This is a genomic window from Stieleria magnilauensis (assembly GCA_007753675.1).
Classification (GTDB): Bacteria; Planctomycetota; Planctomycetia; order Pirellulales; family Pirellulaceae; genus Stieleria; species Stieleria magnilauensis.
This window is the reverse complement of sequence record CP036432.1, coordinates 8,268,651-8,287,037: the sequence shown is the minus strand read 5'-3', so window position 1 is coordinate 8,287,037 and position 18,387 is coordinate 8,268,651. Positions and strand designations below refer to the sequence as shown.

At 58.3% G+C, this 18,387-nt stretch carries 10 protein-coding genes; 6 read left to right on the top strand and 4 right to left on the bottom strand.

What is annotated here, in order from left to right:
- Positions 1–57 precede the first annotated feature (57 nt).
- The 5 genes from TBK1r_RS29890 to TBK1r_RS29870 all read left to right on the top strand — a co-directional run bounded on the left by TBK1r_RS29890 (position 58) and on the right by TBK1r_RS29870 (position 8,632).
- On the top strand, positions 58–1,929 hold the full coding sequence (locus TBK1r_RS29890; RefSeq protein ID WP_145218819.1) for an alpha-L-fucosidase: 1,872 nt from the start codon (positions 58–60) through the stop codon (positions 1,927–1,929).
- Between the two features lie 148 nt (positions 1,930–2,077).
- A complete protein-coding gene (locus tag TBK1r_RS29885; RefSeq protein WP_145218816.1) occupies positions 2,078–3,889 on the top strand; it encodes an L-fucose isomerase in 1,812 nt (603 codons plus the stop codon).
- Between the two features lie 183 nt (positions 3,890–4,072).
- A complete protein-coding gene (locus TBK1r_RS29880) occupies positions 4,073–4,831 on the top strand; it encodes a class II aldolase/adducin family protein (RefSeq protein WP_145218814.1) in 759 nt (252 codons plus the stop codon).
- Positions 4,828–6,825, top strand: a complete 1,998-nt coding sequence (locus TBK1r_RS29875; RefSeq protein ID WP_145218812.1) for a PAS domain-containing sensor histidine kinase — start codon at positions 4,828–4,830, stop codon at positions 6,823–6,825. Before TBK1r_RS29880 ends, TBK1r_RS29875 begins: the two co-directional genes overlap by 4 nt.
- A gap of 106 nt (positions 6,826–6,931) precedes the next feature.
- Positions 6,932–8,632 carry an alpha-L-fucosidase gene (locus TBK1r_RS29870; protein WP_145223151.1) on the top strand — a complete coding sequence of 567 codons (1,701 nt, stop codon included), beginning with the start codon at positions 6,932–6,934 and terminating at the stop codon, positions 8,630–8,632.
- Between the two features lie 442 nt (positions 8,633–9,074).
- Here the strand turns inward: TBK1r_RS29870 and TBK1r_RS29865 are convergent.
- From TBK1r_RS29865 to TBK1r_RS29850, 3 genes are all read right to left on the bottom strand, one after another.
- A protein-coding gene (locus TBK1r_RS29865; protein ID WP_145207848.1) for an IS3 family transposase occupies positions 9,075–10,246 on the bottom strand; the annotation gives its coding sequence in 2 pieces (ribosomal slippage) (positions 9,075–9,997 and positions 9,997–10,246; 1,173 coding nt in all).
- Positions 10,247–10,907: 661 nt separating this feature from the next.
- Entirely contained in the window at positions 10,908–12,353 is a 1,446-nt protein-coding gene (locus TBK1r_RS29855) for a DUF1501 domain-containing protein (RefSeq protein ID WP_145218810.1), read from the bottom strand.
- Positions 12,343–15,459, bottom strand: coding sequence for a PSD1 and planctomycete cytochrome C domain-containing protein (locus tag TBK1r_RS29850; protein WP_419580523.1), 3,117 nt, complete (start codon positions 15,457–15,459; stop codon positions 12,343–12,345). The genes TBK1r_RS29855 and TBK1r_RS29850 overlap by 11 nt, the downstream gene beginning before the upstream one ends.
- Before the next feature lie 441 nt (positions 15,460–15,900).
- On the opposite strand from TBK1r_RS29850, the gene TBK1r_RS29845 reads away from it, so the two are divergent.
- On the top strand, positions 15,901–16,758 hold the full coding sequence (locus TBK1r_RS29845) for an agmatine deiminase family protein (RefSeq protein WP_145218807.1): 858 nt from the start codon (positions 15,901–15,903) through the stop codon (positions 16,756–16,758).
- A 481-nt stretch (positions 16,759–17,239) separates the two neighbouring features.
- On the opposite strand, the gene TBK1r_RS29840 is transcribed toward TBK1r_RS29845, so the two are convergent.
- Positions 17,240–18,382 carry a hypothetical protein gene (locus TBK1r_RS29840; RefSeq protein WP_145218805.1) on the bottom strand — a complete coding sequence of 381 codons (1,143 nt, stop codon included), beginning with the start codon at positions 18,380–18,382 and terminating at the stop codon, positions 17,240–17,242.
- Positions 18,383–18,387: the final 5 nt, after the last annotated feature.

The window sequence follows — 18,387 nt, the reverse complement described above, 5'->3', positions numbered from 1 at the left end:
ACCGGATTGCTGCCACCGAGACGCATCCGACGAAACCATCCTCGTAAAGTGAAGCGAATGCCTGATCGAATTAACCAGTCGCGATTTCATCCGTCGTCCCGTCTGCTGCGTTCGGCGCGACAGGGACTGCTCGCCGCGTTTGCTGTGGTCCTCGTCAACTGCCACACGGCTCAGAACGATGTCAACGCGCAGCAGGCAAACGCCCAACAAACAACTGCCCAACAACCGCCTGCGCAGCACACCGAAGTAACGCCGGACGCGAACGACTCGCGGATCGCGTGGTGGCGTGAAGCAAAATTCGGCATGTTCGTGCACTGGGGCGTCTACTCAGTCGTCGGCGGTCAATACAAAGGCCAGGAATTGCCCAACAGCGCCGAATGGATGATGGCACGCGGAAAGATTCCGATCGCCGAATACGAACAATACGCCAAGCAATTCAACCCGGTCGACTTTGACGCCGACAAGTTCGTCGGACTGGCCAAGCAAGCCGGCATGAAGTACCTGGTCATCACGGCCAAGCACCACGACGGCTTTGCGATGTTCGACTCCAAAGCGACCGATTACAACGTGGTCGACTTCAGCCCCTTTGGCCGCGACATCATGAAGGAGCTGGCCGAGGCCTGCCAAAAACAGGACATCAAGTTTGGGTTCTATTATTCCCAGGCTCAAGACTGGCATCATCCGGGTGGCTTCGGCAACAGCTGGGACAAGAGCATCAAACGCGTCAGCAGTGACCAATACGTGCGTGAGAAGGCGGTTCCGGAAGTGCGGCAACTGCTCACCGAGTACGGGCCCATCGGGATCTTTTGGTGGGACACGCCGCGGGCGATGAGCGAAGAAGCGTTCAACAGTTTGCACTCGCTGACCAAGCTGCAACCTGACGTTTTGACCAACGATCGATTGGGGGAAGACTTTCCCGGCGACTACAAAACGTTCGAGCGCAACATTCCCCGGCAAGCCCCGCAAGGCAAAGACTGGGAGGTCTGTATGCCGATCAGCGGCAGCTGGGGATACAAAAAGTCCGACACGAATTTTAAATCCACCCGCACGCTGATTCGAAATCTGGCCGACATCGCCAGCAAGGGCGGAAACTATCTGCTCAACGTGAGCCCGACGGGAAAGGGCACGTTGTTGCCCCAAGCGGTCGAACGACTGGAGCAAATCGGACAATGGATGCAAACCAACGGAGAATCGATTTACGGCACGACGGCCAGCCCGATCGGCGAGCCGGATTGGGGACGCTGCACAGCCAAAGCCACCGGTGACGGCACGGTGCTGTACTTGCACGTGTTCGACTGGCCGCAAGACGGCAAGCTGGTCGTCCGCGGGTTGGAAAACGACGTCCGATCGGCCAGTCTTCTTGATGGTGGTCAAAACCTTTCCACCCAGACGGTCGACGACGGCATTCTGGTCAGCGTGCCTGCGGATCCGCCGGACGACAACAACAGCGTGATCAAGTTGATCGTCAGCGGAACACCTGAAGTCCGATCGCTGCTGCCCACACCTGGAAAAGACGGTGTGCTGGAACTGTTTGCCGACAAAGCCTTCATTCACAACAACGAAGGCAGTCGCGATGCCGGCCTTCGCGAACACGACGGAATCCCGCACGTCGGGTACTGGCTGGACGACCAAGCCTGGGTCGAGTGGGAGATCGAAATTCGCGACCCCGGCGTCTACCAGGTTTCCGCCGTGATGTCCGTGCAAGAAGCGCAGACCGAATTCCGAGTGTCGGTCAACGATTCACAGCTCTCCGCGTCCGTCCCTTCGACCGGCAGCTATGGTCGCTACGCCCAACGAGATCTGGGCACGATCCAGATCAGCAAGGCCGGGCGGAAGAGTGTCCGCGTCATCCCCACACCCGGCTCGTGGCAGCCAATGAATCTGAGACAATTGACATTGAAACGCGTGAGCAAAACCGACGTCGATTGATCGCCACGCGACCACAATCACCGGTCGAGCTTTGACAGCCGTTGCTGTATCATTCGATTCGCAACGGCTTGCTTTACCAACATCGCCATCTTCGGATTCGCGGTCCACCTGTTCTCCGGCAAAAGGGAATCGTCCAAAAACCTCCACCATGAATACACCTTCATCATCTCCCAGCGTTTGGAACGGCAACCTCCCCAAGATCGGTATCCGACCCACGATCGATGGACGACTCGGCGGCGTCCGTGAATCGCTCGAAGACCAGACGATGAATCTGGCGAAACGAGTGGCCGAATTGATCACCACCAATGTTCGCTACCCCAATGGCGAACCGGCCGAGTGCGTGATTGCCGAGACTTGCATCGGCGGCGTCGCGGAAGCCAGTCGCTGCGAAGACCTGTTTCGTCGCGAGAACGTGGGGCTGTCGTTGACGGTCACCCCGTGCTGGTGTTACGGATCGGAAACGATGGACATGGACCCGCTACGTCCCAAAGCGGTGTTCGGTTTCAATGGCACCGAACGCCCCGGAGCCGTTTATCTGGCGGCGGTCCTGGCCGGACATTCTCAAAAAGGTTTCCCCGCATTCGGCATCTATGGACGTGACGTTCAGAACGCCGGAGACGCGGCGATGCCTGCCGATGTGCAAACGAAGATTCTAGATTTCGCCCGCTGCGGTCTGGCCGCGGCGTTGATGCGTGGCAAGTCCTACCTGTCGATGGGCGGAACGTCGATGGGCATCGCCGGTTCGATGGTCGACTACTCGTTCTGGGAAAAATGGCTGGGCATGCGTGTCGAAGACATCGACATGAGCGAGTTCATCGGGCGGATGAACAAGGGCCAATTCGATCAAGCCGAATACGAAACGGCGCTCGGCTGGGTGAAAGAGAACTGCCCCGAAGGCGACGATTACAACAGCGATGCCACCAAACGCTCGCGCGAACAACTCGATAGCGAGTGGTCCGATGGTGTGAAGATGGCGTTGATCGCCCGCGACTTGATGGTCGGCAACCCGAAACTGGCCGAGATGGGACTGAATGAACAGGCTCACGGGCACGGCGCGATCGCATCCGGTTTCCAAGGCCAGCGTCAATGGACGGATCATTTTCCCAACGGCGACTTCATGGAAGCGATCCTCAATACCTCGTTCGACTGGAACGGCAAACGCGCCCCGTACATCGTTGCCACCGAAAACGACGCCATGAATGCGGCGACCATGTTGTTCGGTCACCTGCTGACCAATTCGGCTCAGGTGTTTGCCGACCTGCGGACGTACTGGAGCCCTGACGCGGTGGCGTCGGTCTGTGACGGTTATCAGCTTGATGGGCCGGCCAGCGACGGTCTGCTGCACCTGATCAACTCCGGTCCGGCGGCGCTCGACGGAACCGGCCAACAATCCGCCGCCGATGGCACGCCGACGATGAAGCCGTTCTGGGAAATCACCGACGACGAAGTCGAAAAGTGCCTCAAGGCGACGACGTGGCATCCGTCGATCACCGAGTACTTCCCCGGCGGCGGCATGAGCACCCGCTTCAAAACACGCGGCGGCATGCCGGCGACGATGACGCGAATCAATTTGGTCGATGGACTTGGCCCCGCCCTGCAGATCGCCGAGGGACACACGATCGAACTGCCCGACGACGTCCACGACACCTTGGATCAGCGTACCAATCCGACCTGGCCGACGACCTGGTTCGCTCCGATGCTGACCGGTCGCGGCGCGTTCACATCGACCTACGAAGTGATGAATCACTGGGGCGCCAACCACTGTGTGATGACCGCCGGTCACGTCGGCCACCTGTTCATGACCTTGGCGTCGATCCTTCGGATTCCCGTCTACATGCACAACGTCGATCGGGCCCGTGTTTTCCGGCCGAGTGCTTGGAATGCATTCGGGACCGACGATCTGGAGGGCGCCGACTTTCGTGCCTGCGAAAACTTTGGACCGCTGTACGGACGAAAATAGCCGCTGCGGATGGTTTTCCGTGCGTTGCGAACGCAGCACGAAAGCGCCGCTTGCTGCGAAGCGTCGTCGATGCCGGATCATCTGACAACAGCGTCGCTGCCGTCACCCGGCGGCGGCCCCACCACGCTCCGACGAGCGTGGCTACGATATACTTTTACCACCCCATGCTGGGCAACAGACGTGATGAATCAACAACAGATCCTCGAATCCATGCTCGAACTGTCTCACTTCCTGGGTGAGGAACATCGGCAACTGGCGATCCTGGGCGAAGGCAACACGTCGGCAAAGATCGACGCGGAGACTTTTTTTGTCAAAGCCAGTGGCAGTTGCCTGGGAACACTCGGCGTCGACGATGCGGTCGCCTGCCGGTTTGATGCGCTGCTGCCGATGCTGGACGAAGACGCGATCGGTGACCAGGAAATCGAGGATCGGTTGCTCGGCTGTCGCGTCGATTCGACCGCGAAGAAACCGTCCGTCGAAACACTCTTTCACGCCTACCTGTTGTCGCTGCCGGGGATCGAATTCGTCGGCCACACGCACAGTATCGCGGTCAACCGCATCCTCTGCTCGCCGCTGGCCGAGCAATTCGCGACGCAGCGTTTGTTTCCCGACGAAGTCGTTTGTTGTGGGGCACAGTCTGTTTCCATCCCGTACGTCGACCCCGGACTGAAATTGTCGCAGGTGATTCGTCAAAAGACGCAAGCGTTCCTGGATGAATTCGGGGTCCCGCCGCGCGTGATCCTGCTGCACAACCATGGCCTGATCACGATCGGCAAAACGCCCGGTGCCGTCAAAGCCGCGATGTTGATGGCTCACAAAGCGGCCGAGATCTTTGCCGGGGCCGCCGCACTCGGCGGACCGATTTTCATGGACACCAATGAAGTGAATCGGATCGCCAATCGAATCGACGAACACTACCGCCAACAAGCGTTAAAGCTATGACCGAACAGTCCGATGACGAACTACCACCTGGGATTCCAGACTGGTTGCGTGTTTCGTTCATCGACGAATTGCCGTTCTACGTGGTCTTGAAGGACCTGCACGGTAAGTTCACCTACGTCAACAAACGATTGGCAAACCGATTGGGATTGCCTGCCGACGAACTCGTGGGCAAGACCGACTTTGATTTGTTTCCCCACGATCTGGCACAAAAGTATCACGACGACGACCGACGGGTGCTCCAGTCCGGTCAAACCATCACGGAGATCGAAGACAACGACGCGGGTTCGGAAAGCCGGCTCGTCAAGGTCCGCAAATCGCCGATCCGCAATCCTCAGGGCAACATCGTTGGGATCGAGGCCATCTTTTGGGACGTCACCGATCATCAAATGGCCGAAGCCCAGTTGGTGCAGGAGCGATTTCTGCTTCACATGATCCTGAACAACCTTCCTGACTTCATCTATTTCAAAGATCTCGACAGCCGGTTCCTACGCGTCAGCCGCGCTCACGCCTATCGGCTCGGCCTGGCGACGCCGTCTGATGCGATTGGAACACGCGACAACGATTACTTTCCCCAAGCGTATGCCGAGGCCGCTCGAGACGATGAGCTGAAACTGATACGCACCGGCCAGAACATCCTTGGGCGGGAAGAACATGCGGTTTGGCCCGACGGCAGCGAGACCTGGGTCGCGACGACCAAGTTGCCGCTTCGTGATGAAAACGGCCAGATCGTCGGCACGTTCGGCATCTCTCGCGACATCTCTGAACTAAAATCCACCGCTGAGTCTCTGGAACGAGCCAAACAGGCCGCGGAAGCAGCGAGCCGTGCCAAAAGCGAATTCGTCGCGAATTTGAGCCATGAAATTCGCACGCCGATGAACGCCATCATCGGAATGGCCGAGTTACTGGTCCGCGCAGGACTCGACGACTTGCGAACCCAACAAGCCAAGACGATTCTCGAATCCGGTGAAAGTCTGCTGAGTTTGCTCAACGATATCTTGGATTTTTCGCGAATCGAATCGGGCCGCATTGAGCTTGACCCGACCCCGGGCGACGTCGCCGAATGCGCGCGCGGCACGATCAGAATGCTTTCGGTACGGGCCGACGAAAAAGCGATTCGCCTGCATTGCGAGGTTGCCCCAAATCTTCCCAAACTGGTGCTCGCCGATTTTGTCCGATTGCGGCAAGTTCTCGTCAACCTGATCGGCAACGCCCTCAAGTTCACTTCGCAGGGACAAGTGATGTTGAGTGTCGAGCCGGTTGAGCGTGACGAGTCACATCGCGATGACCATCAAGTCAGCATTCGATTTGCCGTCAGCGATACGGGCATCGGCATCCCGAGCGACAAACTGGACGTGATCTTTGAGGAGTTCGAGCAGGCGGACAAGTCGACGACACGACGGTTCGGAGGCACGGGGCTTGGACTGGCGATCACCGCACGCCTGGTCCGACTCATGGGCGGGCAGATCGACGTGCAGAGTGAGGTGGGACAAGGAAGCACGTTTTCGTTCACGCTCAATTTTCCCGTCGTCGATTCCACCGGAAACGAACCATCCGGCCAGGCCCCGTCGGCAACATCAACCCAAGCCGCCAAGTCTCGGAATCCACTGCGAATCCTGCTTGCCGAAGACGGCGTGACCAATCAGAAGGTTGCGACCATGATGCTTGCGGATTTGGGACACGACGTTTCGGTGGCCATGGACGGCCGCGAGGCAGTCGAACTTTCCGCCGGCGATGCCTTCGACCTGATTCTGATGGACGTCGAGATGCCCGAGATGGACGGGCTCGAGGCGACGCGGCTGATTCGCGAGCGAGAACGCGGCACTTCAACCCATCTGCCGATTATCGCGATGACCGCGCATGCCATGGCGACCGATGAGCAACGCTGCTTGGACGCCGGCATGGATGCGTACATCGCAAAACCGATTCGACAAGACACCGTGTTCGAGACGATCGAACGCCTGCTCTACGGCGATTCATCCGACCGCACCCATTGAAACTTTCCCCACTGAGGACACCACTGTGAATCGACATCCAAGACCGTTCGTCATTCTGTTCATCTCCCTTGTCTTGTTCCCAGCGGTCGCTCGGGCCCAGGAATCGATGGACAAGCTCTGGGGCGATCGCGTCGTCAAACTGCGGGCCGAAAACGCCGAGCGAGGTCAATTGTTTGATGAAGGCAATTACGCGATGTTCATCCACTGGGGGCTTTACTCCCAACTCGGAAACAAGGTCGATGGCAAAACGTACTACGGTATCGGCGAATGGATCATGAATCCACGCATGGCGGGAATCCCTGTCGAGAAATACAAACAGCTCGCCGGAACCTTTAATCCGGTCAAGTTCGACGCCGGAGAAATTGCCAGAATTGCCAAGGATGCAGGCATGAAATACATCGTGATCACGGCGAAACACCACGACGGCTTCGCGATGTATCACTCCAAAGCCAATGACTTCAACATCGTCGATGCGACGCCGTTCAACAAGGATCCGATGAAAGAACTCGCCGCCGCATGCCGTGAGGCGGGACTCGGCTTCGGTTTTTATTACTCGCACAACCAAGACTGGACCTTCCCCGGCGGCGGTGGCGGACCAAAGAAAGACGAGGACGGAAACCCGGCGACCTTCGACGACTACTTCACCAAAAAGTGTTTGCCGCAAGTCAAAGAGATCACGACAGAATATGGCCCCATCGAAATCGTCTGGTTCGATACCCCCGGCAAAATGCCCAAGCACTATGTCGAACAACTCGTCGAGGTCGTACACAAGAATCAACCGCGTGCGATGGTTTCCGGTCGCGCCGGGCACGGACTGGGCGACTACCAAACGCTCGGCGACATGGAAGTCCCCCGCGAGAACATCGAAGGGCTCTGGGAAAGCGTCGACACGACCAATGATTCCTGGGCGTATGCCTGGTACGACGAGTATTGGAAGACGCCGGAAGAGATCTTGAAACGGTTGATCGCATGCGTCGGCCGCGGCGGGACGTACATGCTAAACATCGGACCGCGCGGCGACGGCACCGTTCCCGAGCGGGCCGTCAAGACACTCGAGCAATCCGGCGAGTGGATTCGCCGATACCCACAAGTCGTCTACGGCACCGCAGCGTCGCCCTGGCAACACGCTTTGCCATGGGGCGACGTGACTCGCAAAGGCAACACGCTGTTTGTGTGTGTCTTCCAGTGGCCGACCTCCGGCAAACTTTATCTGCCGAACTTGAAAACGGGAATCGAGTCGGCGGAATTGCTGGTCGGCAAAGAGAAGCGTTCGATCGCGCACGGTCGTCAAGGCGACTGGCGGTTCTTGGAACTTCCACCGAGAGCACCGGAAAAACTGGTCTCGGTGATTGAGTTGAAACTGGAATCAGAACCCGAAGTCGATCCGATTTGGTCGCTCGATCCGAACACCGAAACGGAAATCTTGACAGAGTTTGCCGAAGTGACCGGCATTGAAAAATCGGCAAAGCGATGGATGGAAAAGTTCGGCGAGTGGAAGGGGATCGTTCACGCACACGGTTTCGGTTCCGGCGGAAAGGCGACCTGGGACGTCGATGTCCTGCAACCGGGCGACTACATCGTGGACCTGACTTATTCCGGTGAAGGGCGGTTGGTGTGGAGCGTGAACGTCGAAGGTGGCGAGCAGATTCAGAACCAGCAAAACGCATCGCACAACTATCAATCGTTCCCGATCGGCTGGCTGAACTTCCCCCGAGCCGGTCGTTACAAGGTGTCCGTCTCGTGCCTGGACGGAAACGTCGACTCGGCAAGCCTCAAAGCCATCCACTTCACACCGGTGGGTCATTGAAGCCTGCAACATTGGCTGGAGCCCCGGACGCTGGCGCGAGCCTACGTGTTGGTGTGCAGGCTTCAGCCGCCCACGGTCGCTGCAGAGCAGCGACCCGGAAATCGCCTGAAGGCTAGACACCAACATGCGCTGGTGTGCAGGCTTCAGCCGCCCACTGTCGCTGCGTAGCAGCGACCAGGAATCGCCTCAAGGCTAGACACCAACGTCCGCTGGTGTGCAGGCTTCAGCCGCCCACACTCGCTGCGGAGCAGCGACCAGGAATCGCCTCAAGGCTAGACACCAACATGCGCTGGTGTGCAGGCTTCAGCCGCCCACACTCGCTGCGAAGCAGCGACCAGGAATCGCCTCAAGGCTAAACACCAACATGCGCTGGTGGAATTGCCCACGAAAAGTTGACAGTGGACCGATCTTAACGGGAAGGTAAATAGCGAGCCCTGATGGATCAGGTTTCACCAACGAGTGACGTTCTGGTAATCGCTTGCTCAAAGTCGATTGGACTTCGGTAGTCCAGTGACGAGTGCAAGCGGCGAGGGTTGTAAAATTGTTCGATGTATTCTGACACGCCGCGTGTGGCGTGTTCATGGGTGCCGTAGACTTCTTGGACTTCCTCGGTCTTGTAGCTCTTGAAGAAAGATTCCATCGGTGCGTTGTCGTAGCAGTTCCCGCGGCGACTCATGCTCTGAACAAGTTCACGTTCGGCCAACCGGCGTCGAAACGCTGCGCTCGCATACTGAGAACCGCGATCGCTGTGGACGATCAACCCCGCACTTGGGGAACGAAACGCGATCGCTTGATCGAGCGATTCAATCACCAGCTCGGAATCGATCTTACGACTGGTTTTCCATCCGATGATCTTTCGTGAATGCAGGTCGACAAACGCGCACAGGTAGGTGAATCCTTCTTTTGTAGGGATGTAGGTGATGTCGGTAAGCCAGACTTGATTGATGTCTTCTGTCGAGAAATCTTGGTTGAGTCGATTGGGGGCGATCGGCTGATCGTGATTGGAATCGGTTGTCGATATTCGGAACTTAGTCCGCCGATTCGCCTGGATTCCGGCCTTCTGCATGTATTTGGCTACGGTGTTTCGGCAGCACTGGATGCCTTGCTTAATGACCTCACGATGCATCCGCGGACTTCCGTAGGAATCGAAGTGATTCTCCAACCGGATTTCGTGGATGGCCTGAGTGACCTGCATTTCTTTGACTTTGGTTTCGCTAGGATCACGGGCGACAAACCGGTAGTATGCCGCACGCGTCACTTCCAGGACTCGACAGAGGACCGCGATCGGCCATCGATCGCGATGTTCGCCGATAAACTGCAGCCTCAGTTGCTTTCTTTCGCAAAGAACGCCGTCGCTTTTTTTAAAATGTCTCGCTCCATTTTGAGCTGCCGGTTCTCTTCACGCAGTCGTTTGAGTTCAGCTTCAACCGACTGATTACCAGCGACCCCGTCTGCGAGAGTCCCATCTTCCTCGAAAGACTTCTTCCAATTGCGGATCAGGTTATCGCCAACGCCAAGGTCTCGGGCGACAACGGTATACGACAGTCCTTGTTCCATCACTTTCTTGACGGCGGCCAGTTTGAATTCTCGGCTGAATTTTCGACGCTTGTCCATGAATCGGTTCTCCTGTCAGAGAAGTCTGACATCTGCCAATCCACTGTCAACTTTTCGTGGGCAATTCCATGGTGTGCAGGCTTTAGCCGCCCACACTCGCTGCGGAGCAGCGACCCGGAAATCGCCTGAAGGCTAGACACCAACATGCGCTGGTGTGCAGGCTTCAGCCGCCCACGGTCGCTGCGGAGCAGCGACCAGGAATCGCCTCAAGGCTAGACACCAACGTGCGCTGGTGTGCAGGCTTCAGCCGCCCACGGTCGCTGCGGAGCAGCGACCAGGAATCGCCTCAAGGCTAGACACCAACGTGCGCTGGTGTGCAGGCTTCAGCCGCCCACACTCGCTGCGAAGCAGCGACCAGGAATCGCCTCAAGGCTAGACACCAACATGCGCTGGTGTGCAAGCTTCAGCCGCCCACACTCGCTGCGAAGCAGCGAGGCGGAATCACCTCAAGGCTAGACACCAACGTGCGCTGGTGTGCAGGCTTCAGCCGCCCACACTCGCTGCGGAGCAGCGACCAGGAATCGCCTCAAGGCTAGACACCAACGTGCGCTGGTGTACAGGCTTTAGCCGCCCACACTCGCTGCGAAGCAGCGACCAGGAATCGCCTCAAGGCTAGACACCAACATGCGTTTAAGCCCGTGCCATTCAAGTCGGACATTCTTTACGACAGGATTTCGTTGACGACGCGTGCCGGTCGGCCGGCGGTCAGCAGTTCCTGGCGCCCGTTGTGGTGAAAGACTAACTCGTTCCAGTCCAATCCGAATTGGTGCAACAGCGTCGCTTGATAGTCGTTGGGCGTCACCTTGTTTTCGACCGCGCGATGGCCGAATTCATCGGTCGCGCCGAATGTCATCCCCGGTTTAATGCCTCCGCCGGCAAGCCACATGCTGAATCCCTGGCCGTTGTGGTCGCGCCCATCCTTTTCGGGCGCCCCCTGGTTCTGTGTCACCGGAAGGCGTCCGATTTCACCGCCCCAATGAACCAGCACTTCATCCAACATGCCGCGTTGTTTCAGGTCCTTGACCAACGCCGCGGATGGTTTATCCGTCTTGCGGCAAATCGACGGCAACGCGGTACCCAGGTTGCTGTGATTGTCCCAGGGTTGGCCGTTGAGAAACAATTGCACAAAACGCACGCCCCGCTCGACCAGCCGACGCGCAATCAAACAACGCGTTCCGTACTCGCGCGTTGCGTCGTCGTTGATGCCGTACAAATCGTGGGTCGCCTTGGTTTCCTTGGAAATGTCGAGAGCTTCACGGGCGGCCGTTTGCATCCGCGCGGCCAATTCATAACTGGCGATGCGGGCCTCCAAATCACTGGCACCGGGGAACCGGTCCGCATGGTTTCGGTTCAGCGTCTGCAGGAAATCCAGGTTCTGACGCTGCGGCAATCCTTGCAGGTGCGACGGCGCATCCAGATTTAAAATCCTTGGCTCCTTGGGACGCAAGACGGTGCCTTGATAAAGTGCCGGCATGAACCCGCTGGACCAGTTGTTGGTGCCGTCGACGGGATGCCCGCCCGGGTCGGTCAACACCATGTAGGCGGGCAACTCTTGCGTCTCGCTGCCCAAGCCATACAACAGCCATGACGCCAAGTGGGCGCGACCGGTCACACCGGGGATTCCACCATGAAAGTAGCGGATCGACACTTCGTGGCCGTTCGCGCCGGTGTGCATGCTGCGGATCAGGCAGATGTCGTCGACGATCTGTGCCGTTTCAGGCAGCAACTCGGACAGTTCGGTCCCGCATTGGCCATGCTTGGCGAACTTCCACCGCGTCCCCATCAGTTTCTTGCTGGCTTCGTTGACAAAGCTGTAACCGACTTCGCCTTGGTATTCGGTGCCGTCGTACTTCGTCAGCTCCGGCTTGGGGTCGGTCAAGTCCATGTGTGACGGCCCGCCATGCTGGAACAGCGAGATCATCGCCTTGGCCTTGGGCGGATGATGCGTCGGTTTCAGCCCCAAGTCAAACGTGGGCGGCTGCATGGGGACGTTTTTCGGTTTCGCCGCCAATTGCTCCTGTTGCAACAACCAGGCCAGCGCGACCGATCCGATCCCCAATGCCTGGCGGTTTAGAAAACAGCGGCGGGTGAGGGTTTCATTCCACATACAAGAACTCGTTGGAACTGAGGAGCGACTGACACAGATTGGTCATCGCCTGAGAGACACTTGTTCTGCCCGGCGGGATGGCTTCGGGCATCGCATCCATCATCCGAATTTGGTCGGCGACGAATTCGACGGCTAGCGCCAGTTCGTCGCCGCGAGGCTGGCGGTTGTAGGCGAGTTCCCAGGCCCGAACGATCTGGCCGGGTACCGCACCGGTCGACTCGGCGGGGCCGGCGAATTGATCTTGCGAGCGAAACGTTTCTTCCGGCCCAGACGATTTCACCAACGCGATCGTCACCGGCCAAGTGAACGAGTCGGAAGTGTGGTTGCTTCGGCAATCGGTGACGAAGTCGATCGTGTCGCCGGTTTGCAATTCGATGCGGTCGACCGTTGTCTCGACCGTGCCGTGCTGTGCGACCCAGTCCCCGATCAAACCGGACCGACTCAACACGATTCGCCCCCGTACACCATCGCCGTTGGTGGACGGGTGATGCAAGGATCCGCTGATCGCGATCACACCGTCACGCGGCGCCACCCAGCGACGCACGACCGATCGATCGGCATCATGGGGATGCCCGCCGCCGGCGTTCAAATGTGCCCAACCGAGATGCGCGTCCGGCAGCGTTTCGCCACCACTCCAATGCGTTCCCGTCCAGTGCGGAAACGGCGTGAAATTGGTGCGTCCGCTGTCCTCATCGAACCCGCCATAACCATACTGCCACTGTGATTGCTTGGGAGTCGGCACGTGGGGAAGCGACGCCAACCGCTGCTCCGACAAGGCGACCGCTTCTTGCGCCGCGCGGTCAGCCAGTTTGGCGGATTGATCGAGAATGAATTGACCGTTGAGCAACATCAACGACTGGGTCGCCACCGTCGAACTGACTCGGTTTTCACAATTGGTTTCCATCACCGGCGCATCAAAGGTCTGCAACAGTGCGACGGGGCGACTGCGACGAGCCTGGACGTACAAACTGCGTCGCGATTGCGGCCCGTCCACAACGACCTGGCCGGTTTCGTCTTCTTTGATGGCGACCGGCGGACCGAACAATCGGCGATCAAGCGATCCCGACGCCACCAGCATCCGGTCACGAATCGTTTCGGCTTCCAGTCGTCGCAGGGTCCGCGCGTAGGGGTTCGCTGACGTGGGAACAACGCTCTGCCGCCAAAGCGCCGAGGAAAGGATCAGGCGATGTAGCCGTTTGAGACTCCAGCCCTGCTGCACAAATTCAGCTGCCAACCAATCGAGCAGGCGGGAATCCGAAGGCATCGCACCGAGCTTGCCGAACTCACCGGGCGTGGCGACCAAGCCTTTGCCGAAGTGGTGCATCCAAACGCGATTGACGATCACACGCGAAAGCAATGGGTTGTCGCGATCGGTCAACCAGCGTGCGAAGGCAAGTCGACGTCCCGTGGACGCGATCTCGGGATCGTTGACCGGAAACTCGACCTGCCGGCCTTCCGGTGAAGCGACTTCCGGTGCAGCCGGCATGACGGTTTGCTTCGGTTGGCCGGGATCACCGCGGTGAAACAGTTTGGTTTCCGGGACATGGCCGGCCGGTTCGACCAACGCCCGCAAGAATTCTTCGGTCGGTTTCTTGGCCCGCACTTCGGCGATCCGTTTGCTGATCTCGGCCAGCTTGGGTTTCGAATCAGGAATGTATTGGTACAGGTTGCCGGGGGTGATGTTGACGCTGGGGTTGGCCGCCAACAGTTTCTTCTGCTCTTCGTCACGTTCCTTGGCTGGCGTTTGGTACGCCTGGCGAAGCGACGTCCGCAGTGGTTCCTCGTAGTTGAGCAGTTCTTTGTCGAGCGCCTGCTTCATGTACTCGGCCTGCCGCTGGCTTCTCTCCTGCTCGATCTTCTTTGCTTCGATTTCCACCTCCGCGGCTCGTTCGCGGTCGGCGGCGGTGTACAGCGAAACCAGACGCGCGCCCGGTGTTTTCCACGCCTTCCAATCCAACGCGGGTTCAAAGACGGCGCGGAGCGCGTAGTAATCGGTTTGCAGGATCGGATCGTAGCGATGGTCGTGACACTGGGCACAGTGAAAGCTCAACCCCATCAGCGACGTCCCGACAATCTTGATCGTGTCGATCATGACTTGATTGCGTGCTTCGTCGTTATTGGCTCCGTTGCCGGTTCCATCGGCGGCCATCCGTAGAAAGCCGGTCGCGGTCAGCAATTCAATTTGTTCGGTTGTCAGGTCGCCGTTGCGGGGGCCGGCAAGTTCGTCGCCGGCGAGCTGCTCGATGATGAACTGATCGAACGGTTTGTCTGCATTGAGTGCACGAATGACCCAGTCGCGATACTTCCAGGCCCAGGCACGTTCGGGATCTGCCACGGTATAGCCTTCGGAGTCGGCGTAGCCGGCGACATCCAGCCAATGGCGTCCCCAGCGTTCGCCATAGTGCGGCGAATCGAGCAGTTCGGTCAGCAGGTGGTCGTACCAGTCTTCCCGTGAATCGTTGCACCAACGTTGCACCTCCTCGGCCGACGGCGGCAGACCGATCAAATCAAAATAAACGCGGATGACCAACGTCGTACGATCCGCCTCGGGTTCCAGCGGCAGGCGCTGCTCCTCTGCGTCTCGCAACACGATGGAATCGATCGGGTTTTGGACGCGGGGATGGTCCACCCGCGGCGGGACTTTTTCGGTCGCAATCGGCTGAAAGACCCAATACGCCCGTTCTTCGGGGGTGATTCCCAGGCCGGGGCCGATCGAATCGGGTTCCGTCCGTGCCGTCGGAGCGCCCGCCAAAATCCATTGCTTCAGGATCGCGGTCTCATGGTCGGGGACGTTGTGATCTCCCGGAGGCATTTCACCGTCGATGACGCGTTGCAGCAGCAAGCTTTCCTCAGGATCGCCGGGCACGATCGACGCCCCGCTGTCACCGCCCGCTTTCATCAACCGGACAAGCCGCAAGTCCAAGCCGCCTTCCAATTCCTCCGTCGCCCCATGGCAATCAAAACAATGGGCGCGAAAGATCGGCCGGATGTGCTGCTCGTAGGTCAGCTTCTTCGTCGATGGTTCTTCGGCCAACGACGACCAAACGCCGATCAACGAAGCGTGCATGCAAAACAGCAGCACGGTCAAAAACGATGTGCGGGTCATCGTCAAAATCTCGAGAGCGCGAGTGGGGTGGGATCGGAACGCTCGGCCGAACGAATCAGCACGGCTCGAGAGTTTCGATTGAACCGTTAGCATACTCGAAAACCAATGCCGCCGTCACTCCAGCCTCCACCTCCGCCTCGCCCCTTCCCGTTGCCGGGCCTCCCCTGAAAAGCGACGGTGACCGGTCCCATCGGAATGGCTGTCGGCGCGGCGATGCCGTCGGCTCGGGGGATGGCAAGACGCTAAACGGGGCAGGCCATTTACCGAATCTTTATCCACCCGGAGGGTTTCCGGCGGAACCCAAACCGGACCGGATCGGTTTAACACTGGATCCAGGTGCCAGCTGTCACGACGAGTGATGGGGTTCAATTTGTGAAACAGTGGTCTTTTTTTGGCCTTACAATCTCCTTACTCCTGCTCGTCATCGGAGCCGCCAATGGATTGCTCCTCCGGTCTCAGCAGGCGAGCACGCCGAGTCATGCACCAGAATCGGAGATCCCCCACGCCAATGCGTCCGCCGATGCGCATGTCGATGCGTTGCAACTCAGCCTGACGGCAGCAGACGCATTCGCAAGGCGATCGCTGGATGAAACGATGGCATCGCAAGAGGCCGTGTTAACTGAACTCGCGAGAGCGTACGGCGAAGAATCCAATCCGACCTTTGCCCATTCGTTTCTCTCGGCATCGGACGTGACGTATTCGCAGTACGTGCAGAATCAGCACTACGGAAAAAGCGATCAGGCGGCAAAAGTCTTCTTTCGACTCGGACAAGGCTTGACGATCACTTCCGAAGCGATCCTGCACAAGAACCAGGACTACGGTTTTTCATCCGATGCGATCACACGTGAACTGCAGCGCATTTGCGGGGCGAAAAAGCTGGTCGTCGTCAAATCACTGGCAGACGAACCGACCGCCCACGTCGATATGTTTCTAACGTTCGTCGACCCCGTCACCGTGGTCGTCGGCCAGTATTCTGACCCGGACGATCCCAACGCAGCGGTTCTCGATGAAGTCGCCCGGCAGCTTTCGGAGATGGATCACCAGGGGCAACGACTGCATGTGCATCGTGTCCCGATGCCGAAACGAGGCGACAACCATTTCAGAACCTACACCAACGTCGTGTTCGCAAATGGGGTCTTATTGGTACCATCCTACGCCGGCCACGAAAGCCTGGAATCAGAGGTCCGCGACACTTACCAACAGCTCCTGCCGAACTGGGACATCGTGTTCATCGACTGTTCACGCATTATCGAACTCGACGGCGCCCTCCATTGCCTGACCGCCAACCTTGGATCCTAACAAAACGGCAGGCGACTGAGTGTTGGTGTGCAGGCTTTAGCCGCCCACTGTCGCTGCGTAGCAGCGACCCGGAAATCGCCTCAAGGCTAGACACCAACATGCGCTGGTGTGCAGGCTTTAGCCGCCCACTGTCGCTGTGAAGCAGCGACCCGGGAATCGCCTAAAGGCTAGACACCAACATGCGCTGGTGTGCAGGCTTTAGCCGCCCACTGTCGCTGCGTAGCAGCGACCCGGGAATCGCCTCAAGGCTAGACACCAACATGCGCTGGTGTGCAGGCTTTAGCCGCCCACTGTCGCTGCGTAGCAGCGACCCGGGAATCGCCTCAAGGCTAGACACCAACATGCGCTGGTGTGCAGGCTTTAGCCGCCCGCTGTCGCTGCGTAGCAGCGACCCGGGAATCGCCTCAAGGCTAGGCACCAACATGCGCTGAATCCCTTTTTACTTATTCATATCTGACACGTTTTGCAACGGGTAACATGGTCAGGGCAGCAGCTCAAAGGACTGTGTCCCGAACGGCGTTCCGTTGATTTGCAGCGTGACGTGATGCGTCCCAGGATAAAGTGTGTAGGTGGTCGCGTTGGCCCGCAAAACATGCCGCTTTCTGATGGATTTCGATTCCCCTCGTTTCAGCTCCAATTGTTTCAGCTTGTGGACTTTCGGCCCGCGTTTTCCGTTGGCCTTCACGAAATCGATCACGTAGTCCACCATCAGCGATTCATCACGCAGCGCTGCAACATCGAAAGACATTTCGATCGCTTCACCCGGTCGAAGATTTGTTTCTTCGAGAGCGTAACCGGTGACTTCGATCTGCGGATCGGGCCGAAACCCCAAGAATCGGAGTGCGTCGGCAGACCCTTGTTTGACGAGCGTGCGCAAGGCATGCTTGCTCATCCACCGGAGCTCTTGCTGATCCTGTTTTCCGGATCTTTTCCAGCGGTCAAGCGTTTCGAGAACCAGCTCCGGGTGCGACTTGGTCACGTCGTTGAGATGATTTGATACCGAGCGTGTCACGTAACGGGTCGGATCGGCATGCAAAGGTTCCAGCAAGGGCAGCGGAGTGGTCACAGGAATCGTCAGTCGCTTGGACCACGGCAGTTTCGGACGAGTGCCTTCGCTGACCAAGCGTCGCACGTGATAATTTTTGTGGGTCGACCACTTTTGCAGTTCCTTCAGCGTCCGTTCGGGATGCTCGTTGAGGAACGCGCGAATCGCATCCTCCATCGAAAACCGCTGGGTCAGTGCCTTGAGTGTCCGCAGCGATCGATGGACGTGCTTCTTCTCCAGTCCATTGCGAACAACGAATTCGCCCAACGGAGCAAAAATGAAGTCGCCAAAATCATCGTCGTTCTTATTCGGATCCAACGGCGGCGGCAACGCGTCGGTGATCTGTTTCGCGGCGACTGAGAAATCCGGCGAAAGCTGTTTTTCCAGACGCTCGGCGAGGTGGACGATGCGTTCTTTCAACTCCAACCGCGAAAGCCCCTTCATCGACTCGCGGACAAATCCGCCGCGGTCAAAACGGGAATCCGCATCGGCAAACAAGCCGGCGAGATATTCAATCCGTTCACGATTGAACAACTGGTCTTTGAGGCTGAATCCGGCCGAGCCATTCTCAGTTGGCATGTCAC

Coding starts and splice junctions, on each gene's coding strand:
- TBK1r_RS29885 (WP_145218816.1), top strand. CDS start 2,078: ATGAATACACCTTCATCATCTCCCAGCGTTTGGAACGGCAACCTCCCC.
- TBK1r_RS29840 (WP_145218805.1), bottom strand. CDS start 18,382: ATGCCAACTGAGAATGGCTCGGCCGGATTCAGCCTCAAAGACCAGTTG.
- TBK1r_RS29850 (WP_419580523.1), bottom strand. CDS start 15,459: ATGACCCGCACATCGTTTTTGACCGTGCTGCTGTTTTGCATGCACGCT.
- TBK1r_RS29890 (WP_145218819.1), top strand. CDS start 58: ATGCCTGATCGAATTAACCAGTCGCGATTTCATCCGTCGTCCCGTCTG.
- TBK1r_RS29855 (WP_145218810.1), bottom strand. CDS start 12,353: ATGTGGAATGAAACCCTCACCCGCCGCTGTTTTCTAAACCGCCAGGCA.
- TBK1r_RS29875 (WP_145218812.1), top strand. CDS start 4,828: ATGACCGAACAGTCCGATGACGAACTACCACCTGGGATTCCAGACTGG.
- TBK1r_RS29870 (WP_145223151.1), top strand. CDS start 6,932: ATGGACAAGCTCTGGGGCGATCGCGTCGTCAAACTGCGGGCCGAAAAC.
- TBK1r_RS29880 (WP_145218814.1), top strand. CDS start 4,073: ATGAATCAACAACAGATCCTCGAATCCATGCTCGAACTGTCTCACTTC.